Annotated in this window: 19 protein-coding genes and 1 pseudogene; 10 read left to right on the top strand and 10 right to left on the bottom strand. The window is 70.5% G+C overall.

Annotated elements, in window-relative coordinates; translation table 11 throughout:
• Positions 1–120: 120 nt before the first annotated feature.
• The 3 genes from QQA12_RS04720 to QQA12_RS04710 form a co-directional block, all read right to left on the bottom strand.
• Positions 121–867 (bottom strand): energy transducer TonB, encoded by a 747-nt coding sequence (locus tag QQA12_RS04720; RefSeq protein WP_226050183.1) that lies wholly within the window; start codon positions 865–867, stop codon positions 121–123.
• A gap of 442 nt (positions 868–1,309) precedes the next feature.
• Positions 1,310–2,917 (bottom strand): hypothetical protein, encoded by a 1,608-nt coding sequence (locus QQA12_RS04715; protein ID WP_226050184.1) that lies wholly within the window; start codon positions 2,915–2,917, stop codon positions 1,310–1,312.
• Between the two features lie 77 nt (positions 2,918–2,994).
• The gene (locus tag QQA12_RS04710; protein ID WP_054663829.1) at positions 2,995–3,468 is read right to left on the bottom strand and encodes a DUF3574 domain-containing protein; all 474 of its coding nucleotides are present in this window, start codon (positions 3,466–3,468) and stop codon (positions 2,995–2,997) included.
• A 195-nt stretch (positions 3,469–3,663) separates the two neighbouring features.
• Between QQA12_RS04710 and QQA12_RS04705 the strand changes: the two genes are divergently transcribed.
• From QQA12_RS04705 to otsA, 4 genes are all read left to right on the top strand, one after another.
• Positions 3,664–6,099: a TonB-dependent receptor gene (locus QQA12_RS04705; RefSeq protein WP_226050185.1), complete on the top strand. Its 2,436-nt coding sequence runs from the start codon at positions 3,664–3,666 to the stop codon at positions 6,097–6,099.
• A gap of 95 nt (positions 6,100–6,194) precedes the next feature.
• Positions 6,195–6,938, top strand: coding sequence for a trehalose-phosphatase (gene otsB / locus QQA12_RS04700; RefSeq protein WP_226050186.1), 744 nt, complete (start codon positions 6,195–6,197; stop codon positions 6,936–6,938).
• Between the two features lie 86 nt (positions 6,939–7,024).
• Positions 7,025–8,806 (top strand): glycoside hydrolase family 15 protein, encoded by a 1,782-nt coding sequence (locus QQA12_RS04695; protein ID WP_054663820.1) that lies wholly within the window; start codon positions 7,025–7,027, stop codon positions 8,804–8,806.
• On the top strand, positions 8,803–10,170 hold the full coding sequence (otsA, locus tag QQA12_RS04690; RefSeq protein ID WP_226050187.1) for an alpha,alpha-trehalose-phosphate synthase (UDP-forming): 1,368 nt from the start codon (positions 8,803–8,805) through the stop codon (positions 10,168–10,170). Before QQA12_RS04695 ends, otsA begins: the two co-directional genes overlap by 4 nt.
• A gap of 79 nt (positions 10,171–10,249) precedes the next feature.
• Here otsA and QQA12_RS04685 read toward each other — a convergent pair whose 3' ends face one another.
• The 4 genes and pseudogenes from QQA12_RS04685 to rluD form a co-directional block, all read right to left on the bottom strand.
• Entirely contained in the window at positions 10,250–10,678 is a 429-nt protein-coding gene (locus tag QQA12_RS04685; protein WP_226050188.1) for a thiol-disulfide oxidoreductase DCC family protein, read from the bottom strand.
• A 64-nt stretch (positions 10,679–10,742) separates the two neighbouring features.
• Positions 10,743–11,243 (bottom strand): annotated as a pseudogene (locus tag QQA12_RS04680) (DUF4166 domain-containing protein); the annotation flags it as partial.
• Between the two features lie 20 nt (positions 11,244–11,263).
• Positions 11,264–12,043, bottom strand: a complete 780-nt coding sequence (pgeF, locus tag QQA12_RS04675; protein ID WP_182336521.1) for a peptidoglycan editing factor PgeF — start codon at positions 12,041–12,043, stop codon at positions 11,264–11,266.
• 3 nt (positions 12,044–12,046) lie between these two features.
• On the bottom strand, positions 12,047–13,030 hold the full coding sequence (gene rluD, locus QQA12_RS04670) for a 23S rRNA pseudouridine(1911/1915/1917) synthase RluD (protein WP_226050189.1): 984 nt from the start codon (positions 13,028–13,030) through the stop codon (positions 12,047–12,049).
• A gap of 111 nt (positions 13,031–13,141) precedes the next feature.
• Between rluD and QQA12_RS04665 the strand changes: the two genes are divergently transcribed.
• On the top strand, positions 13,142–14,026 hold the full coding sequence (locus QQA12_RS04665; protein ID WP_226050190.1) for an outer membrane protein assembly factor BamD: 885 nt from the start codon (positions 13,142–13,144) through the stop codon (positions 14,024–14,026).
• A gap of 315 nt (positions 14,027–14,341) precedes the next feature.
• On the opposite strand, the gene QQA12_RS04660 is transcribed toward QQA12_RS04665, so the two are convergent.
• From QQA12_RS04660 to QQA12_RS04650, 3 genes are read right to left on the bottom strand one after another with little or no spacing between them, the layout of a single operon-like run.
• Positions 14,342–14,662, bottom strand: a complete 321-nt coding sequence (locus QQA12_RS04660; protein WP_054663800.1) for a hypothetical protein — start codon at positions 14,660–14,662, stop codon at positions 14,342–14,344.
• Positions 14,659–15,930, bottom strand: coding sequence for a UDP-N-acetylglucosamine 1-carboxyvinyltransferase (murA, locus tag QQA12_RS04655; protein ID WP_226050191.1), 1,272 nt, complete (start codon positions 15,928–15,930; stop codon positions 14,659–14,661). Before murA ends, QQA12_RS04660 begins: the two co-directional genes overlap by 4 nt.
• Positions 15,931–15,963: 33 nt before the next feature.
• Complete coding sequence (locus tag QQA12_RS04650; protein WP_226050192.1) at positions 15,964–16,194, bottom strand: BolA/IbaG family iron-sulfur metabolism protein; 231 nt, start codon at positions 16,192–16,194, stop codon at positions 15,964–15,966.
• Positions 16,195–16,246: 52 nt separating this feature from the next.
• Here QQA12_RS04650 and QQA12_RS04645 point away from each other — a divergent pair, with 52 nt between their 5' ends.
• The 5 genes from QQA12_RS04645 (at position 16,247) to lptB (ending at position 19,668) form a co-directional block, all read left to right on the top strand.
• On the top strand, positions 16,247–17,248 hold the full coding sequence (locus tag QQA12_RS04645) for a KpsF/GutQ family sugar-phosphate isomerase (protein ID WP_054663791.1): 1,002 nt from the start codon (positions 16,247–16,249) through the stop codon (positions 17,246–17,248).
• 63 nt (positions 17,249–17,311) lie between these two features.
• Entirely contained in the window at positions 17,312–17,860 is a 549-nt protein-coding gene (locus QQA12_RS04640) for an HAD hydrolase family protein (RefSeq protein ID WP_054663788.1), read from the top strand.
• Positions 17,857–18,432: an LPS export ABC transporter periplasmic protein LptC gene (lptC, locus tag QQA12_RS04635; RefSeq protein ID WP_054663785.1), complete on the top strand. Its 576-nt coding sequence runs from the start codon at positions 17,857–17,859 to the stop codon at positions 18,430–18,432. The genes QQA12_RS04640 and lptC overlap by 4 nt, the downstream gene beginning before the upstream one ends.
• Positions 18,401–18,949 carry a lipopolysaccharide transport periplasmic protein LptA gene (lptA, locus tag QQA12_RS04630; RefSeq protein WP_152985020.1) on the top strand — a complete coding sequence of 183 codons (549 nt, stop codon included), beginning with the start codon at positions 18,401–18,403 and terminating at the stop codon, positions 18,947–18,949. The genes lptC and lptA overlap by 32 nt, the downstream gene beginning before the upstream one ends.
• Positions 18,949–19,668, top strand: coding sequence for an LPS export ABC transporter ATP-binding protein (lptB, locus tag QQA12_RS04625; RefSeq protein ID WP_226050193.1), 720 nt, complete (start codon positions 18,949–18,951; stop codon positions 19,666–19,668). The genes lptA and lptB overlap by 1 nt, the downstream gene beginning before the upstream one ends.
• Positions 19,669–19,706: the final 38 nt, after the last annotated feature.

Raw genomic sequence — 19,706 nt, 5'->3', positions numbered from 1 at the left:
CGCCTTCGTCATCCGCACGGCAGGGTGAAGCGCAGGAGGTGCCCGCACAGATCCGCCCGGAACGGTCACGACCTGGTGGACAGGCATGCTTGTCGCCGCGGCAACGCTGCGTGCCGCGCTTCAGCGCAGGAAGAACTCCACCGGCACTTCCAGTTCCACCGGGTCGGGCAGCGAAGCCGGCGGCGCTGGCAGCGGCTGCGCGCGATGGAAGGTCTGCAATGCCTCCTCGTCGAGGGACGCATGGCCGCTGCTGCGTTGCAATGCCACCGACAACACCCGCCCCTGCCGGTCGATGCGCACGTGCACGTAGGCCACCCCTTGCTGCCGCGCGACCTGTGCCGCGCGCGGATAGTGGCGGAACCGCTCCAGCCGGGCCAGCACATCGCCGGTCCAGTTCGCCTGCGTTCTGCCGGCATGGCGCGGCGCCGGCGGCAGCGAGGGTGCGGGCGGCGCGGCCTGCTGGCTGCGTTCGGCGGTTTCGTCCGGCGACGCGGGCGATGAGGACGGCTCCGGTATCGCCTCGGCAGCCATGTCGGGAAACTGCGCGGCCGCAGGTATGGCCTCGGCCAGCACCCGTTCGGAGGTCGGCGGCGCCAGCGCGGCGGAAGAGCGCGGCGGCGACGCCGTGCTGTCGGGGGTCGGCACCGGTGCCTGCAACTGCGCCACCGGTATCGCCGGGGCCGCGGGCGGCAGCAGGCTCAACTGCACCCGCACGGTCTCCTCCGCAACCTTCGCCGGCACCGGCATCCGTGCCCAGCCCCCCAACACGCCCATCGCTGCGGCCATGTGCAGCAGCACGGTGCTTGCCGCCGCCAGCCAATGCATGCGCCGCTCATGATCGGCCAGCGTGCGTTTCGTGCGCCTCATGCCGGCCCGGCCGGGCGGCGCGTTCAAGGCAGCCCCTCCCGGGCGCCTCCGGATCGGGAGGATCTCCGCTGTCGCCGGCGCCCCGTAGATCACGCCGGCCATTGTGAACATGATAATCATTCTCAAATTATACCCGGGACACGGGCTCTCCATGCACATGCCCCAGCGCAGGCACCGCACCCTGCCGGCTGTCCGCTGCAACGGATTCCCAGGCTACCCCGCGCGCAGCGATGCCTTGCGAATCAACAGGAAAATCGCGCGCCCCCTGTCCGCAACGCCCACTCCTCATCCGAAGCGAGGCGACAGCCCCGCAACGCCAATGGATGAGTGCCTGCAGTCCCGACTCACGCGTCCGGCCACCTTGCCGGAAACGGGAGCGCCCCTGCCCGCTCCGTACTTCGTTCAATCGCCGCCCCGGATCACCCGGAGCGCGGGGCCTGGCTTATCCCTCTGCCCGGGCGTCCTTGCCCCCTGCTGGCCGGAACGAGCCGAGCAGGGCCAGTACTGCCGCCAGCGCCACGTAGGCACCGGCGAACTGCCAGCTGATGCTCCGCTGCAGCCCCTGCAGTGTCCACGGCAGGTACACGCCGCCGCGCGGATCGACCGAGTGGATCAGGCCGAACAGGGTCAGCAGCGCGGCCACCAGCAACAGCGCCGAGGCGCGCCGGAGCTGCTGCTCGATCATCGCCACCAGCATGGCGATCCACAGCATCGCGGTGATGATGAAGCCGTTGCCCAGGGCGAAGATCACCGCCAGTTCCGGCAGGCCGTGGCCGTCCAGCGTTGTGGTCAGTTCCAGCAGCCGCTCCGGCGCGATCCAGCCCGGGGCCTTGATCGCCAGCAGGTAGGCCACCGAGGGCAGGAAGCCGAGCACCATCGCCGCGGCATGCCGCTTCGGCGTGGCCTCGAACGCCTGGGTGGTGATGTCGATGGCCACGTACACGATGATCGGCGCCAGTACCGCCAGCGGCAGCCACTGCACCAGCCCCGAGATCACCCCGAGCATGCCGCCGATGCCGACGAACAGGCCGGTCAGCAGCGTGTAGCCGCTGCGTGCGCCCATGTGCTTGTAGGCCGGCTGGCCGATATACGGAGTGGTCTGGGCGACGCCGCCGCAGAGCCCGGCCACCAGCGTGGCCACGGCCTCCACCAGCAGGATGTCGCGGGTGCGGTAGTCGTCGCCGGCCGCGCGCGCGCTCTCGGACACATTGATGCCGCCGACCACCATCAGCAGGCCGAACGGCAGCAGCAGCGGCAGGTAGTCCAGCGCCGCCGGCAGGCCGTCGATGAAGCCCAGCGTCGGCAGCGGCAGCACCACCTGCGGCGGCGTCCACTGCGGCAGGGCGAAACCCGGTGCCCCCAGCCCCGCCAGTCCCAGCCCGTAGTACAGCGCGGTACCGACGACGAAGGCCACCAGCACCCCCGGCGCGCGTACCGGCAGGCGCCCCTTGGCGACCAGCACGTACAGCAACAGGCCCAGGGTGACGAAGCCGGCCACCGGCGAGCGCAGGGCCTCCAGCAGCGGCAGCAGTCCCATCAACACCAGCGCGATGCCGGCGATGGAGCCCAGCAGCGCGGCCCGCGGCAGCGCGCGGGTCACCGCCTCGCCGAAGAACGACAGCACCAGCTTGAGCACGCCCATGATCACCAGCGCCGCCATGCCCAGCTGCCAGGTGGCCATCGCCGCGGCGTGCGGTTCCATGCCCTGCTGGCGGAAGCCGGCGAAGGCCGGGCCCAGCACCAGCAGCGCCATGCCGATGCTGGTCGGGGCGTCCAGCCCCAGCGGCATCGCGGTGACATCGTCGCGGCCGCTGCGCACGGCCAGCCGCCGCGCCATCAGCGTGTACAGCAGGTTGCCCACCAGCACGCCGAAGGCGGTGCCCGGGAACATGCGCCCGAACACCACCTCGGCCGGGAACTGGAAGATGCCCACCAGCGCCATGGCGATGAAGCCGAGGATGGACAGGTTGTCGACCACCAGGCCGAAAAAGCCGTTGAGGTCGCCGGCGACGAACCAGCGCGGGCGCGGGGCTGCGGAGTGGGGAGCCATGGATGGACCGGGGAAAAGAAGGAGGAAAACCACTGCCGGGACGCGGGTGCCACGCCCCGGCCCGGCTCACGCGATGCTCAGAACGAGACGTCCACCGCCTGTCGCGCCCACAGCACCGACTGGTGGCCGGTGGCCTGCTTCCATGCCAGGCGGATCGCCTCGATGTCGTTGCGGCGCTGCGGCGTGTCCTCGTGCAGCACCACCAGCACCTTGGTGCGCAGCCGCTCGGGCCCGGCCGCCCCGCGGAACAACCACTGGCCGTACGCATCGAACACGGTCAGGCCGTCGGGGAAGCGCGGCGTCACTTCGCCGTCGAGGAACGCGCGCCACTGCGCCTGGCTGATCGAGTCGGTCTGCACGCGGCTGGATTCGCCGTCCTCCCGGCCCACGCCGAAGTACAGCTCGCTGCGTACCCAGTGCGCGCCCTCCGCGGGGCGCGCGGCGTCGCCATGCAGCGCGGCGGTCGCCGCCGGCGGGTCAGCGGGAGGGGCGGCGGCGGCAACCCCGCCCAGGCACAACAGCAGCGGAAACAGGAAAACGGATGACTTCATGGATGACCTCTGGAGGGCCCTGCAAGGATGGCGTACCGGTCGCTGCAGCGGCATATCACGTTTACGGATGAGCTGATGCCACGCGGGGCTTGCACCGGGCAGCGGCATCACGCGAAGATAACATATCGCTCCATCCGGATGAATGTAACAAAGCATCCGGACTCCCTTCCCACGTCACCCCCGGAGTTCCCCCCAATGGCCCGTATTTCCCCGGCACCGCTCGGCCTGGCCGTCGTGCTGGCATTGTCCTCGCCCGCCTATGCCCAGGAGGCATCCGGCCCGGCGACCACGCTCGACACCGTGATCGTCACCGGCACCCGCGCCAACGACCGCACCGTACTGGAATCCACCTCGCCGGTGGACGTGCTCACCGCCGAGGACATCCGCAAGGCCGGCGTGGTCAACGGCGAACTCGGCAGCGCGCTGCAGGCGCTGCTGCCCTCGTTCAACTTCCCGCGGCAGTCCAACTCCGGCGGTGCCGACCACGTGCGCGCGGCGCAGCTGCGCGGGCTGTCGCCGGACCAGGTGCTGGTGCTGGTCAACGGCAAGCGCCGCCACAACTCGGCGCTGGTCAACACCGACAGCAAGATCGGCAAGGGCACCACGCCGGTGGACTTCAACGCCATCCCGGTCAGCGCCATCAAGCGCATCGAGGTGCTTCGCGACGGCGCCGGCGCGCTGTACGGCTCCGACGCGGTGGCGGGGGTGATCAACGTGATCCTCGACGATGCCCCCGGGGGTGGCGCCATCGAAGCCAGCTTCGGCGCCCACCATACCGACCTCAAGCCGATCGGCCGCACCCTGACCGACGGCCAGACCGGCTTTCTCAGCGCCAAGGTCGGCACCGCGCTGGGCGATGACGGCGGCTTCCTGCGCGTCGGCCTGGAACTGAAGAACCGCGAAGCCACCAACCGCGCCGGGGTCGACCAGATCCCGCCGTGGGAGGCACAGACCCCCGACAACCTGGCCCTGGCCGGCAAGCGCAACTACGCCCTGGGCGACGGCGCCAGCAAGGATCTCAACGCCTGGTTCAACACCGAAATCCCGTTCGGCGCGACCTCCAAGGCCTATGCGTTCGGCACCTACAACCAGCGCGATACCGAAGGCGCCAACTACTTCCGCTATCCCGACGGCGAAGCCAACTGGAAGCAGCTCTACCCGCACGGCTACCGCCCCGTCTCCGAAGGCGAGAACCTCGACGTGCAGCTGGTGGCCGGTGCGCGCGGCCAGTGGGGCGAGTGGAACTACGACGCCAGCCTCGACCACGGCCGCAACGAATTCACCTACCGCCTGCGCGATTCGCTCAACGCCTCGCTCGGCCCGGCCAGCCCCACCCGCTTCAAGACCGGCGATTACGCGTTCGAGCAGACCGTAGCCAACCTCGATGTCGGCCGCATCTTCGTGCGCGCCGACGACAGCCACAGCCTCGGCTTCGGCGTGGAAGCGCGCCACGAACGCTACGAGACCGGCGCCGGCGACCCGGCCAGCTACGCCGCCGGCCCGTACACCGACCGCCCGACCGGCTCGCAGGCCGGTGGCGGCCTGACCCCGCAGGACGAAGCGCACCTCAGCCGCGACGTGGCCAGCGCCTACACCAGCCTGTCCTCGACCTTCGGCGAGAAATTCTCCACCGACATCGCCGCACGCTACGAGCACTACCAGGACTTCGGTGGCGAGCTCACCGGCAAGCTCGGCGCACGCTATGCGTTCGCGCCGGCGTTCGCGCTGCGCGGCGCCATCTCCAACAACTTCCACGCGCCGTCGCTGAGCCAGACCGGTTTCGAATCCACCTCCACCGGCTACACCGCCGGCGGCCAGCTGGTGCAGGGCCGGCTGCTGTCGGTGAACAACCCGATCGCGCGCGCGCTCGGCGCCCGCGACCTGAAGCCGGAGAAGTCGATCAACTACAGCCTCGGCTTCACCAGCCAGATCGGCAGCCACCTGGACCTGTCGCTGGACTTGTTCCAGATCGACATCGACGACCGCATCGCGCTGTCGGAGAGCATCACCGGCGACGCACTGACCGACTTCGTGCAGCAACGCTTCGGCGTGAGCGGGCTGGAAAGCGCGCACTACTTCGTCAATGCCGCCGACACCCGCACCCGTGGCGCCGAGTTCGTCGCCAACTGGCGGCAGACGCTGGGCGGCGGCGACCTGCTGCTCACCGGCACCTGGAGCTACGCCAGGACCGAGCTGAAGAACGTGCTGGCCACGCCGCCGCAGCTGCTCGCGCTGGATCCGGGCTACGTGCTGTTCGGCGTGGAGGAAAGCAATACCCTCACCGACGCCGCGCCGCGCACCCGCGCACAGCTGGCGGCAAGCTGGACCGACGACCGCTGGTCGCTCAACAGCCGCCTGAGCCGCCATGGCAGCGCCCGCCGCGTGTTCGATTTCGGCGGCGGCTTCACTCCGACCCAGACCTATGGCGCGGAATGGCAGCTGGATGCGGAAGTGGAATACCGCATCACCCCGGCATGGAGCGTGGCCGTCGGCGGGCAGAACCTGACCGACAACTACCCGGACCGCTCCAACCAGGACATCCACTACTTCGGCAACCTGCCCTATGACGTGCTGTCGCCGATCGGCAGCAAGGGTGCGTACTGGTACGGCCGCGTGCGCTACGCGTTCTGACCCTGTGCTGGAAACCGGGACCAGCGCCCGGTTTCCAGCCGTCACGCGGCGCTGCGATAACTTTCCGCTCACGCCGTGCATGGCATGGTGGGCGCATGCTCAAAGCGTCCATCAGCCCGCCCCCCGCGCTGGATCCCGCGTGTGCACTGTTCCTCGATGTCGACGGCACACTGGTCGGGTTCGCCGCACAACCCGAAGACGTACGCCTGCCGCCAGGCGTCCGCGACTGGATAGCCCGCATCGGCGAGCGCCTCGATGGCGCCGTGGCACTGGTCAGTGGCCGTCCGCTGGCGCAACTGGACCAGTTGTTCGCCCCCTTGCGGCTGCCCGCCGCCGGCCTGCACGGCACACAATTGCGGCGCGGCGCCGGGGAACCGGCACAAGCCGGCGAAACCGCGTCCTGGCTGCACGAGCTGCACGTACAGGCGATGCGCTTCGCGCATGCGCACCCCGGCGTGCGCGTGGAAGCCAAGGGCCAGGCCCTGGCCCTGCACTGGCGCAACGCACCGGATGCCGCGCAGGCGGTGGACGCATTCGCGCGCGCACAGCTGCCGCGGCTGCCGGGCGTGCGCCTGCAACCGGGCAACCACGTCGTCGAGCTGGTGTCCGCCAACCACGACAAGGGCGCCGCGGTGACCGCGCTGATGAGCGCGGCGCCATTCGCCGGACGCTACCCGGTATTCGTCGGCGACGACCTCACCGACGAATACGGCTTCGCCGCGGCGACGCGGCTGGGCGGCTACGGAATCCTGGTCGGCGACCGCTCCCCGACCCAGGCCCGCCATGCCCTGCCGGACGTGGCCGCGATGCATGACTGGCTGCGCGCGGGCGCGGCCTGATGCCATGTCGCGCCGCCGGGTCACCGGCGGCGTGCGCGTTTGCACACCCGGGGAGGCCTGGCCTCCCCACCAGCAAGGAGGAAGCGATGCTTCAAGCCAACCTCGAGATGGGCGTCATCGGCAATGGCAGTTTCGGCGCCCTGATCGACCGACATGCACGCGTGGTGTGGAGTTGCCTGCCCGCGTTCGACGGCGACCCGGCGTTCTGCGCGCTGTTGTCGCCGCGCGGGCATGACGGCGGCGACTTCGCCATCGAGCTGGAGGACTACGCCGGCAGCGAGCAGCACTACATCACCAACACCGCGATCCTGCGCACGGTGCTGCGCGACGCCCATGGCGGGCAGGTGGAAGTGATCGACTTCGCCCCGCGCTGGCGCCGCAACGACCGCTTCTACCGTCCGCCGAGCCTGATCCGGCGCATCCGCCCGCTGGCCGGCAACCCGCGCATCCGCGTGCTGGCGCGACCGCTGGCCGACTGGGGCGCACGCGTTCCCGAATGCACCTGGGGCAGCAACCACCTGCGCTGGCTGCTGCCGGGCTTCACCCTGCGCCTGACCACCGACGTGCCGGTGCGCTTCATCCGCGAGGCGCTGCCGTTCGTGCTCGCCCACCCCATGGAACTGGTACTGGGCGTGGACGAGCCGCTGGACCGCTCGCTCGCCAGCTACGCGCAGGAAGCGCAGCAGCGCACCGAGGACTACTGGCGCGAATGGACCCGCTACCTGTCCATCCCGCTGGAATGGCAGGACGCGGTGATCCGCAGCGCCATCACCCTCAAGCTGTGCCAGTACGAGGACAGCGGCGCGATCATCGCCGCGATGACCACCTCCATTCCCGAGGCCCCGGGCAGCGCCCGCAACTGGGATTACCGCTACTGCTGGCTGCGCGATGCCGCCTTCGTGGTGCGTACGCTCAACCGGCTGGGCGCGACCCGGACGATGGAGGACTTCCTGCGCTACATCTTCAACCTGGCCACCACCGACGGCAGCCTGCAGCCGCTGTACGGCATCGGCCTGGAGGAACGGCTCGACGAGCACGAAGTGCCATCGCTGGCCGGCTACCGCGGCATGGGCCCGGTGCGGCGCGGCAACCTGGCCTGGCTGCAGCGGCAGCACGATGTCTACGGCTCGGTGGTACTGGCCTCGACTCAGCTGTTCTTCGACCAGCGCCTGAACGACCCGGGCGACGTGCATACCTTCGCCCGGCTCGAACCGCTGGGCGAACGCGCCTATGCCCTGCACGACGTCCCCGATGCCGGGCTGTGGGAATTCCGTGGCCGCACCGCGGTGCATACCTATACCGCCGCGATGTGCTGGGCCGCCTGCGACCGCCTGGCCAAGATCGCCGTGCGCCTGGAACTGGGCGAGCGCGCCACGCTGTGGCGCGAACGCGCCGACCACATCCGCGAGCGGGTGCTGGCGCGCGGATGGAACGCGCAGCGGGGCCATTTCACCGACACCCTCGACGGCACCCACCTGGATGCCTCGCTGCTGCTGCTGGCCGACATCGGCTTCATCGACGCGGACGACCCGCGCTATGTCGCCACGGTGGAGGCCATCGGCCACGGCCTGCGCCGCGGCGACGCGCTGTTCCGCTATGTCGCCCCCGATGACTTCGGCGCGCCGGAGACCAGCTTCACCATCTGCACGTTCTGGTACATCGACGCACTGGCCGCGATCGGCCGCATGGACGAGGCCCGCGCCCTGTTCGAAAGCGTGCTGGCACGGCGCAACCACCTCGGGCTGCTGTCCGAGGACCTGGCCTTCAGCGACGGCGAGCAATGGGGCAACTTCCCGCAGACCTACTCGCACGTGGGCCTGATCACGGCCGCGATGCGGCTGTCGCGCAGCTGGCAGGAGGCCTCGTGAGCCGCCTGGTGGTGGTTTCCAACCGGGTCGCGCTGCCCGGCGAGAACCGAGCAGGCGGCCTTGCCGTGGCACTGCAGGCCGCACTGAAGGAACGCGGCGGCCTGTGGTTCGGCTGGAGCGGGCGCAGCGTGGCCGGGCCCAGCGGGCAACTGCACGAACACAGCGATGGCGCCATCCGCTACGCCACCCTGGACCTGTCCAAGGCCGATCTGGACAACTACTACAACGGCTTCTCCAACCGCGCGCTGTGGCCGCTGCTGCACTTCCGCCTGGACCTGGTGGACTACGACCGCAGCAAGCGCGAGGGCTACTGGCGGGTCAACACGCTGTTCGCCGACCGGCTCGCGCCGATGCTGCGCGACGACGACATCGTATGGATCCACGACTACCACCTGATTCCGCTGGCGGCGCTGCTGCGCGAGCGCGGCATCGGCTGCCGCATCGGTTTCTTCCTGCACGTGCCGGTGCCTTCGGCGGACCTGGTGCAGGCCTTGCCCGAGCACCACTCGCTGTTCTCGGCGCTGTATGCCTGCGACCTGCTCGGCTTCCAGACCCGGCGCGACATGGACCGCTTCCAGTCGTGGGTGCGCCTGTTCGGCGGCGGCCGCGTCATCGACGAGGCGCACATCCAGGCCCCCGACGGGCGCCGCGTGCGCATCGCCGCGTTCCCGATCAGCATCGACACGGCGCACATCGCGCGGCAGGCGCGCGTGGCCACCGGCAACAGCCCGGTACGCGCGCTGCGGCACAGCCTGCAGGAGCGCAAGCTGGCCATCGGCGTGGACCGCCTGGACTACTCCAAGGGCCTGCCCGAGCGCTTCCATGGCTTCGAGCGCTATCTGGCGCGCTACCCGCAGCAGAAGGGCAGCATGACCTTCCTGCAGATCGCGCCGGTCTCGCGCGGCAGCGTGGCCGAGTACCGCACGCTGCGCAGCGAACTGGAGCAGCTTGCCGGGCATATCAACGGCAGCCACGCCGAGGCCGACTGGACCCCGCTGCGCTACGTCAACCAGAACTACGCGCACAGCACCCTGACCGGCTTCTACCGCGAAGCCGCGGTGGGGCTGGTGACGCCGCTGCGCGACGGCATGAACCTGGTGGCCAAGGAGTACGTTGCCTCGCAGGACCCGGACGATCCCGGCGTGCTGGTGCTGTCGCTGCTGGCCGGTGCCGCCGACGAACTCAAGCAGGCATTGCTGGTCAACCCGCACGACCTGGACGGCGTCGCCGACGCCATCGCCACCGCGGCGAACATGCCGCGCGGCGAACGCATCGAGCGCTGGCAGGCGATGATGGAGCACCTGCGCGAGTACGACATCAACCGCTGGCGGCGCGACTACCTGCTGGCCCTGGAGGGCGGCTGAGCGGCGCGGCCGCCGGCAGCGCGGGCATGCACCGGAAACGGCGCCTTTCGCACGCCGCCGCGCTACAGCCCTGCCCGGCCTAATCCAGGAAACGGTGAACCTGCTCCGGCGATGGCAGGTAGCAGCTGCCATGGCGGCCGAACCAGCGGTAGCGGTTGCGCGCCAGCCAGCGGTAACCGCGGTCGCGCAGGGAGCGCGGCAGCAACCGCGCCAGTGCCGCCAGCCGCCAGGGGCCACCGAGGCCGGCCAGCACGCGCACGATGGCGTCGGTATCGGTATGCGCGTGCCCGTGCTCGACCAGCAGGAACGAAAGCGGATCATCCGGATCGAGGCCATGGGCACGCATCAGCCGGCGCCCGTGGGTGCCCTGCATCGCCGCGAAGCGGTAGCGACCATGGCGGTCGAAACGCAGCAGGAAGCGCACCCAGCGGCTGCACAGCGCGCAGACGCCATCGAACACGATCACCGGCGCAGGACCGGAAGCGGAGTCGGGCGTGCCTTTACCCATGGCCGCGGCCTCCGCCGATGCGGCCGCTGACGGGGACGTCCGGTTCTGCCTCCCGGTTCTCGATCGGCAGCAGCCAGCCTTCGTAGCGGATCAGCGGCCCGATCAGCGGCATCGCCACGTCCACCAGGAACGCATAGCGGTCGCCGTCCGCGCGCTCGCGGCAGCGCACCCGCGCGAACCAGCGGGCGGGCAGCGGCACGATGCCGAAGGCCCAGCCACGCTCGGCGCGCCAGTGGATCTCACCGTCCACGGCTTCCAGCGCGAAGCGGAAGCGCACCGCGCCCAGGCGTTCGCACAGGCGTCCCTGCCGCGCCCACAGCCGCGAGGCCATGCGCGCGTCGCCGAACCGGCGGTCCCAGCGCTCGCCGGCGCCATCGACCACGAACTCGACCGTCACCGGCACCGCCTCCGCATCCGGCGGCAGCCGCGCCAGCCAGGCGCAGGGCGCCACCAGCCAATGGCGGCCGCGGCGCACGCATGCCTGGCCACCCCAGCGCTGCCGGCGCGGCACCGAATGCAGCGCGCGCAGTACCGGCGGCAGCTGCGCGAACGCGGTGCCCAGCACCCGCTCGAACAGCGGCCGGTTCACCGCGCCATCCACACCAGCGTGGCCATGCGTCCGCTGCGACGATCGCGGCGGTGCGAGAACCAGCGCGCGGGATCGGCGATGGTGCACTGGTCGCCGCCGTGGATCGCCGCCGCGTCCATGCCCGCGGCCTGCAGCCGTTGCCGCGCCAGCGCGTACAGGTCCACCCGCCAGTGGCCGGGCCGGGTGCCGGTGAATGCCGTTTCGGCAGCGGCCGAATGCGCCAGGAAGGCATCGCGCACGTCGGCGCCGATCTCGTAGTGCGCCGGCCCGGCGGCGGGGCCGAGCCAGGCGATGACATCGGACGCCGGGGCATGCATCGCCGCCAGCGTGGCCTCCAGCATGCCGTCGGCCAGCCCGCGCCATCCGGCGTGGGCGGCGGCCACTTCGTCGCCCGCGCGGCTGGCGAACACTACCGGCAGGCAGTCGGCGGTGAGGATCGCCAGGACCACGCCGGGCACCGCGGTCACCGCGGCATCGGCCACCGGCTCGCCATCGGCGGCCTGCGCCACGGCGGGCGCATCGAAGCGCAGTACGCCGGTGCCGTGCACCTGGCGCAGCCAGTGCGGCGCCGAGGGCAGGCCCGCCAGCCGCTGCAGTTCATCGCGGTTGCGCTGCACCTGCCGCGGGTCGTCGCCTTCGGCCGAGCTGCGGTTGCCCAGGTTGAAACTGTCGAACGGCGGCTGCGAACCACCCGCGCCGTGGCGCAGCGTGGTGAACGCGCGTACGCCCGGGGCGGCTGGCCAGGCCGCCGGCAGCAGCGGCAACGCGGCGGCCATGGTTCAGCGCCGCTCGCGTTCGGCGAACAGGATGCTGTCCTCGCGCAGCGCCTTCATCAGCGCCAGCATGTCGGCCGGAACCGGCGCGCTGTTGCGGATCGCCTCGCCGGTGATCGGGTGCGTGAATTCCAGCGTCTCGGCGTGCAGCGCCTGGCGCCTGAAGCCGCGCAGCTGCGAAACCAGTTCGTCGGTGGCGCCCTTGGGCAGCTTCAGCGCGCCGCCGTAGAGCGGGTCGCCGATGATCGGGTGCTTCAGGTGCGCCATGTGCACGCGGATCTGGTGGGTACGGCCGGTTTCCAGCCGGCATTCCAGCGCGGTATGGGCACGGAAGCGCTCGCGCAGGCGGTAATGGGTGACCGCATCGCGGCCGTCCTCGCGCACGGCCATGCGCAGGCGGTCGCGCGGATGGCGGTCGATCGGCGCATCGGCGGTGCCGCCGGACACCAGCGCCCCGCTCACCACGGCCAGGTACTGGCGGTGCACCTCGCGCGCGGACAACTGCTCCACCAGCGCGCTCTGCGCCTGCAGCGTGCGGGCCACGACCATCACCCCGCTGGTGTCCTTGTCCAGCCGGTGGACCACGCCGGCGCGCGGCACCGACGCCAGCGACGGGTCGCGGAACAGCAGCGCGTTGACCAGGGTGCCGGTGGGGTTGCCGGCCCCCGGGTGGACCACCAGCCCGGCCGGCTTGTCGATCACGAAGACATGCTCGTCCTCGTACAGGACCGACAGCGGGATGTCTTCGGGGATGGCGTCGGTCTCGGTGTCCAGCGTCGCGTTCAGGATGGCCAGCTCGCCACCGCGCACCGGGTCGCGCGGACGGGCCGGGACGCCGTCGAGCAGCGCCGCCCCGGACTTGATCCATTCGCTCAGGCGGGAACGGGAGAATTCGGGGAACAGCTCGGCCAGCACCGCGTCGAAACGGCGGCCGGCGGCGGCGTCGGGCACCCGCGCCTGGCGGGAAGGAAGGGAAGCGTTGTCGGACATGGCAGGGGTATCGGCGGAATTCGGGGGGTCCCGGCGACAGGAATCAGTCGCAGGACAGGCCACTAGGCTATCATCGCCCCTTCGTATTCCTGCCGCGTCCCGCCCCGACCCATGATCCGACGCTCCCCGCTGCTGTCCGCTCCCGTCCGCATCACCGCCCTGCTGCTGGTGCTGGTCTTCGCCGCCACCGGCTGCCATCGCGGCGCCAAGGGCAAGAACGCCGACGAGGGCATGCCGGTCGAGACGCTCTACGAAAAGAGCCACAGGCTGATGGAGGGCGGCAACTGGTCCGGCGCCGAAACCAGCTTCAGGCGGCTGATCGCCCAGTACCCGTACGGCCCGTACACCGAGCAGGCGATGATCGAAAGCGCCTATGCCCAGTACAAGGCCGGCAAGAACGACGACGCGGTGTCCAGCATCGACCGCTTCATCCGCACCTACCCGACCCACCGCAACATCGCCTACCTGTACTACCTGCGCGGGCTGGCCAACGGCAACAGCGACACCGTGTTCCTGCGCCGGGTGTGGTCGCTGGACTCCAGCCGCCGCGACCTGTCCACGCCGCGCCAGGCCTACGCCGATTTCAACATCGTCACCGAGCGCTACCCGAACAGCCGCTACGCCGCCGACGCGCGCCAGCGCATGATCGAGCTGCGCGACGTGTTCGCCCAGCACGAGATGGACAACGCCCTGTACTACGCCCGCCGCGGTGCCTGGGTCTCGGCCGCCGGCCGCACCACCTACCTGCTGGAAACCTACCCGCAGAGCGCCTTCCAGAACGACGCGGTGGCCCTGCTCGGCGAGTCCTACGTCCACCTGGGCAACAAGACCCTGGCCGACGACGCCCGCCGCGTGCTCGAACTCAACGAACCCAACCATCCGTGGCTGCAGGGCGAATGGCCGAAGTACCCGTGGATCGCGCGCAAGCTCAACCCGTTCGCCGGCGAGAAGTCCGCCGCCACCGGCCAGCGCAACGCGCGGATGAACCGCAAGTAATCCGCGCCGGCCACAGCCGGGTCGCACGCACGACGCCCCGCAAGGGGCGTTTTGCGTTCCTGGGCAAGGCGAATGCCCGCACCGGCGCCCTCGACGGCACCGGGTGCGCAGGCCGCCAGGGGCGCGCCGGGCAACGCCCGGTGCGCGGTTGCGGAGTCGGGAAAGCGATTGTGAAAGCCCCCGGCACGCTGCGCCACGGGTTGCCGGGCGCGGCCGGCACGGGCTGCGGCGGGCGCCCGGCACGGGGTTCGCGGGGCGGCGCCAGGCCCTGCCTGGCACGCCGCGTCGCGGCGCAGTGCGCCGCGACAGGGTCGGTTACGGCTTGGCGGCAGCCGCGTCGTCGGCCTTGAACACGGTCCTGCAGTCGCGGCGGAACTCCTCGCCGGTGCTGCGCCAGGCGAAGCTGCGGCAGTGGCGGTTGCCTTCCTGGGTATCGGCCACCTTCACCGCGTAGAACGCCTGGAAGAACTCGTCGCGGCTAACCTGGCCGTCGCCGTTCCAGTCCATCTGCTCCTTCTCCACGCCGCGGGTGATGGCGATGCCGGCGTACCAGGCCCAGCCGAGCCAGCCCAGCGCCAGCAGCACCAGCACCAGCAGCGCGCGGCGGCGCGGGGTGAATCTGCCGCGCAGGATCATGACACCCGCCGGATGCGGGCTCCGAGCGCACCGAGCTTTTCCTCGATGTTCTCGTAGCCGCGGTCCAGGTGGTAGATGCGGTCGATGGTGGTATCGCCATCGGCCACCAGCCCGGCCAGGATCAGGCTGGCCGACGCGCGCAGGTCGGTGGCCATCACCGGCGCCCCGCTCAGCCGCTCGACACCGCGGCAGATGGCGGTATGGCCCTCGACCTGGATGTCCGCACCCAGGCGCAGCAGCTCGTTGACGTGCATGAACCGGTTTTCGAAGATCGTCTCGTTGATCACGCCCACCCCGTCGGCGACGCAGTTGAGTGCCATGAACTGCGCCTGCATGTCGGTCGGGAACGCCGGGTACGGCGCGGTGGTCAGGTTGACCGCCCTGGGCCGCCTGCCCTGCATGTCCAGGGTGATGGTGTCCTCGGTGGTCTCGATCTTCGCGCCGGCCTCGACAAGCTTGGCCAGCACCGCGTCGAGCGTGTCCGGGCGGGCGTTGCGCATCACCACGCGGCCGCCGGTCATCGCCGCGGCGACCAGGAAGGTGCCGGTCTCGATGCGATCCGGCAGCACCGCGTGGCGGCCGCCGTCCAGGCGCTCGACGCCCTCGATCACCAGCCGCGCGGTACCCAGCCCCTCGATCTTCGCGCCCAGCGCGATCAGGCAGTGCGCCAGGTCGGTGACTTCCGGCTCCATCGCCGCGTTTTCCAGCACCGTGGTGCCTTCGGCCAGCACCGCGGCCATCAGCACGTTCTCGGTGCCGGTGACACTGACCATGTCGAAGGTGAAGCGACCGCCCTTCAGGCGCTCCGCGCGTGCCTTGATGAAGCCGTTCTCGACGGTGATTTCAGCGCCCAGCGCCTGCAGCCCCTTGATGTGCTGGTCCACCGGGCGCGAACCGATCGCGCAGCCGCCGGGCAGCGACACCTCCGCCGCGCCGTACTTGGCCAGCAGCGGGCCGAGCACCAGGATCGAGGCGCGCATGGTCTTGACCAGTTCGTACGGTGCAACGTGCTGGTTGACGCTGCGCGGGTCGACGACGATCGCGCTGCCGCGCGACAGGGTGCCCTGGTCGATGGTGACCTTGGCGCCCAGCTCGCCGAGCAGCTTCACCGTGGTGATCACGTCGTGCAGGTGCGGCACGTTGGTGATCTCCACCGGCGCATTGGCCAGCAGGGTCGCGCAGAGGATCGGCAGGACGGCGTTCTTGGCGCCGGAGACATTGACTTCACCGTTCAGCACGTTGCCGCCGGTGACCACGATTTTCGCCATGTGTATGAGGCCAGTAGGTGGGAGGGGGCCGGCTCAGCCGGATTCGCCGGGAGTGACGGTTTTCAGGGCCAGCGCATGGATCGCACCGCCCATCAGGTCGCCCAGCGTCGCATAGACCATGCGGTGGCGGGCCAGCGGCAGCTTGCCGGCAAAGGCCTCGCAGACCACGGTGGCCTCGAAGTGCACGCCGTCATCACCGCTCACCTGGGCGCGGGCGCCCGGCAGGCCGGCTTCGATCAGGTTCTGGATGGTCTCGGCGTCCAAGTCGCTTTCCTAATAAAATGAACGCCCATTCTACTCCCCGAGTGGCGCCCGCATGGCTGCTTCCCCCCTTTCGCCGGACTCGCTGCACGACGCCGACCTGATCGCCAGCGGTCGCCGCGTCTTCGAGATCGAGCGCGCCGAACTGGACCGGGTCGGCGGCCGCATCGGCACCGAGTTCGCCGCCGCCTGCCGGCTGATCCTGGGCTCGCGCGGCCGCGTGGTCGCCACCGGCATGGGCAAATCCGGGCACATCGCGCGCAAGATCGCCGCCACCCTGGCCTCCACCGGCACCCCGGCGTTCTACGTGCACCCGGGCGAGGCCGGCCATGGCGACCTGGGCATGATCACCGCCGACGACGTGGTGCTGGCGCTGTCCTACTCCGGCGAGTCGGACGAAGTGCTGATGCTGCTGCCGGTGCTCAAGCGCCAGGGCAACCCGCTGATCGCCATGACCGGCCGGCCGCAGTCCAGCCTGGCCAGCGCCGCCGACATCCACCTGGACGTGAACGTGGACCACGAGGCCTGCCCGCTGGCGCTGGCGCCGACCTCCAGCACCACCACCTCGCTGGCCATGGGCGACGCCCTGGCCGTGGCCCTGCTCGACGCGCGCGGCTTCACCGCCGACGACTTCGCCCGCTCGCACCCGGCCGGCAGCCTCGGCCGGCGCCTGCTGCTGCACATCACCGACGTGATGCACAGCGGCGCCGACCTGCCCAGCGTGCGCGAGGACGCCAGCCTCAGCGAGGCGCTGATGGAGATGAGCCGCAAGCGGCTGGGCATGACCGCCGTGGTCGACGCCGGTGGCCGCCTGGTCGGCCTGTTCACCGACGGCGACCTGCGCCGCGCCCTGGACACCGACCTGGACGTGCGCACCGCCGGCATCGCCCAGGTGATGACCCGCGCGCCGCGTACCATCGGCGCCGACCAGCTGGCGGTGGAAGCGGCGCGCATGCTGGAGCAGTACAAGATCAACGGGCTGATCGTGGTCGACGGCGAAGGCCGCGCCGTCGGTGCCCTGAACATTCATGACCTGTTGCGGGCAAAAGTGGTTTAAAAGCCCGCACAATCACGCTTCCGGGCCCGATGGCCCGCCCCGCCGCAACGGATCGCCCGCACCATGTCCTGGTCTCCCCTCGCCCACTTTCCCGCCGAACTGCATGCCGTCGCCGCCACCATCCGGCTGGCGTGCTTCGACGTGGACGGGACCCTGACCGACGGGCGCCTGTACTACGACCACGCCGGCAACGAGAGCAAGGCGTTCTTCGTGCAGGACGGCCTGGGCCTGAAGCTGCTGCAGAAGCACGGCATCCACCCGGTGCTGATCACCGCGCGCAACAGCCTGTCGGCGCAGCGGCGCGGTGCCGACCTGGGCATCGACACCCAGATCGCGGTCGGCGACAAGCTGGCCAGCGTGCGCGCGCTGTGCGGGCGCTTCGGCATCGGCCTGGAGCAGGTGGCGTTCATGGGCGACGACCTGCCCGACCTGGCCCCGCTGTGCGCGGTCGGGCTGGCGGTGGCGCCAGCCAACGCGCACCCGCTGATCGCCGGGCGCGTGCACTGGCAGACCCGCGCCGAGGGCGGCCGCGGCGCCGCACGCGAACTGTGCGACGTGCTGCTGGCGCTGCAGGGCCGGCTCGACGCGGTCGTGGCGGAGTACGCGCGATGAACTGGCGCATGGTCATCGGCATCGGCCTGCTGCTGGCGGCGCTGGCCAGCGGCTGGTCGGCATGGCGGCAGCGTGGGACCCACGCGCCGTCGGGCGCTTCGCAGGTGCGCACCGATTACGTGCTGGGCGATTTCGAGATCGTCACGCTCGACAAGGACGGCAAGGAGGCGGCCACGCTGCGCGCGCCGTCCATGGAGCGCAACGCCGCCGACCAGACCTCGACCATCGTCCGGCCGCTGTTCCTGCTGCCCGACGCCGAGGGCCGGCACTGGCAGCTGCGCGCGGACACCGGCTGGGTCAGCCCCAAGGGCGAGGAGCTGCGCCTGCGCGGCAATGTCGCCGGCGACAGCCCGCAGGACGGCAGCACCCCGCCGACGACGTTCCGTACCACCGCGCTGGACGTGTTCCCCGAACGCAGCCTGGCCCGTACCGCCGAACCCGTCACCATGGCCCGCCCGGGCCTGCGGCAGAGCGGCGTCGGCTTCGAGGCCGACCTGAAATCCCGGCAGTATTCCCTCCTTTCCCAGGTCAAGACCCGTTATGAACCCAATGCTGCCCGCCAGGCTCGCTGAGCTCGCCAAGTTCGCGCCGACCGTCCTGCTCGCCGCCGCGCTCGTTCCCGGCGTGGCCGCGGCCAGGGAATCGGACCGCAACCAGCCCATGGACATCGTCGCCGACAACAGTGGCGGCAACCTGGCCGGCGGCAACGGCAAGTACCGTTTCAGCGGCAACGTGGTCATCGTCCAGGGCACGCTGGAGATCCATGCCGACACCGCCGACGTGATCCAGAAGAACGGCGAGACCGAACGCGTCGTGCTTGCCGGCAAGCAGGCCACGCTCAAGCAGCAGATGGACGATGGCACCTGGATGAACGCCCGCGCCGACAACATGGACTACAACGTCAACAGCGAGGTGATCATCCTGACCGGCAACTACAAGGTCGACTCCGAGCGTGGCTCCAACGCCGGCCAGCGCATGGTCTACAACACCCGCAGCGGCGACATGCAGAGCGGCGGCGATGGTACCCGCGTGCGTACCGTGATCCAGCCCAAGAACAAGGCGCCGGCCGCGGCGGGAGAGAAGAAGTAATGCTCGTCGCCGAAGGCCTGCGCAAGCGCTACAAGAACCGCGAGGTCGTGCGTGAGTTCGGCCTGTCGCTGGATGCCGGCGAGGTGGTCGGCCTGCTCGGCCCCAACGGTGCCGGCAAGACCACCTGCTTCTACATGATCGTGGGGCTGGTCGAGAGCGACGCCGGCCGCATCGTGCTCGACGGCCGCGACATCACCGGCGAGCCGATGTACGCGCGCGCCAAGCTGGGGGTCGGCTACCTGCCGCAGGAACCATCGGTGTTCCGCAAGCTCAGCGTGGCCGACAACATCCGCCTGGTGCTGGAACTGCGCGAGGACCTGGACGCCGGTGGCCGCGAGCGCGAACTGTCGGCCTTGCTCGACGAACTGCAGATCAGCCACGTCGCCGACCAGGCCGGCGCCAGCCTGTCCGGCGGCGAGCGCCGCCGCTGCGAGATCGCCCGCGCGCTGGCCGCCAAGCCGCGCCTGATCCTGCTTGACGAACCCTTCGCCGGCGTCGACCCGATCTCGGTCGGCGAGATCCAGCGCATCGTCACCCACCTCAAGCAGCGCGGCATCGGCGTGCTGATCACCGACCACAACGTCCGCGAGACCTTGGGAATCTGCGACCGCGCGTATATCCTCAACGAGGGCAGCGTGCTGGCGCAGGGAGCGCCGGACGAACTGCTGACCAACACCGACGTCCGCCGCGTCTACCTTGGAGACAGCTTCACGCTCTGATCCAGCCGCGGCAGGCCGGTCCTCCTTCTGCCTGGAAC

Source organism: Stenotrophomonas sp. 17(2023), assembly GCF_030345315.1.
Classification (GTDB): domain Bacteria; phylum Pseudomonadota; class Gammaproteobacteria; order Xanthomonadales; family Xanthomonadaceae; genus Stenotrophomonas; species Stenotrophomonas acidaminiphila.
The sequence above is the reverse complement of the archived record's forward strand: the minus strand, read 5'-3'. Positions and strand labels throughout refer to the sequence as shown.

What these genes read in the sequence shown, in the direction of transcription:
- QQA12_RS04720 (WP_226050183.1), bottom strand. Translation starts at nt 867, where the DNA reads ATGAGGCGCACGAAACGCACGCTGGCCGATCATGAGCGGCGCATGCAT.
- QQA12_RS04715 (WP_226050184.1), bottom strand. Translation starts at nt 2,917, where the DNA reads ATGGCTCCCCACTCCGCAGCCCCGCGCCCGCGCTGGTTCGTCGCCGGC.
- QQA12_RS04710 (WP_054663829.1), bottom strand. Translation starts at nt 3,468, where the DNA reads ATGAAGTCATCCGTTTTCCTGTTTCCGCTGCTGTTGTGCCTGGGCGGG.
- QQA12_RS04705 (WP_226050185.1), top strand. Translation starts at nt 3,664, where the DNA reads ATGGCCCGTATTTCCCCGGCACCGCTCGGCCTGGCCGTCGTGCTGGCA.
- otsB (WP_226050186.1), top strand. Translation starts at nt 6,195, where the DNA reads ATGCTCAAAGCGTCCATCAGCCCGCCCCCCGCGCTGGATCCCGCGTGT.
- QQA12_RS04695 (WP_054663820.1), top strand. Translation starts at nt 7,025, where the DNA reads ATGCTTCAAGCCAACCTCGAGATGGGCGTCATCGGCAATGGCAGTTTC.
- QQA12_RS04685 (WP_226050188.1), bottom strand. Translation starts at nt 10,678, where the DNA reads ATGGGTAAAGGCACGCCCGACTCCGCTTCCGGTCCTGCGCCGGTGATC.
- pgeF (WP_182336521.1), bottom strand. Translation starts at nt 12,043, where the DNA reads ATGGCCGCCGCGTTGCCGCTGCTGCCGGCGGCCTGGCCAGCCGCCCCG.
- rluD (WP_226050189.1), bottom strand. Translation starts at nt 13,030, where the DNA reads ATGTCCGACAACGCTTCCCTTCCTTCCCGCCAGGCGCGGGTGCCCGAC.
- QQA12_RS04665 (WP_226050190.1), top strand. Translation starts at nt 13,142, where the DNA reads ATGATCCGACGCTCCCCGCTGCTGTCCGCTCCCGTCCGCATCACCGCC.
- QQA12_RS04660 (WP_054663800.1), bottom strand. Translation starts at nt 14,662, where the DNA reads ATGATCCTGCGCGGCAGATTCACCCCGCGCCGCCGCGCGCTGCTGGTG.
- murA (WP_226050191.1), bottom strand. Translation starts at nt 15,930, where the DNA reads ATGGCGAAAATCGTGGTCACCGGCGGCAACGTGCTGAACGGTGAAGTC.
- QQA12_RS04645 (WP_054663791.1), top strand. Translation starts at nt 16,247, where the DNA reads ATGGCTGCTTCCCCCCTTTCGCCGGACTCGCTGCACGACGCCGACCTG.
- QQA12_RS04640 (WP_054663788.1), top strand. Translation starts at nt 17,312, where the DNA reads ATGTCCTGGTCTCCCCTCGCCCACTTTCCCGCCGAACTGCATGCCGTC.
- lptC (WP_054663785.1), top strand. Translation starts at nt 17,857, where the DNA reads ATGAACTGGCGCATGGTCATCGGCATCGGCCTGCTGCTGGCGGCGCTG.
- lptA (WP_152985020.1), top strand. Translation starts at nt 18,401, where the DNA reads ATGAACCCAATGCTGCCCGCCAGGCTCGCTGAGCTCGCCAAGTTCGCG.
- lptB (WP_226050193.1), top strand. Translation starts at nt 18,949, where the DNA reads ATGCTCGTCGCCGAAGGCCTGCGCAAGCGCTACAAGAACCGCGAGGTC.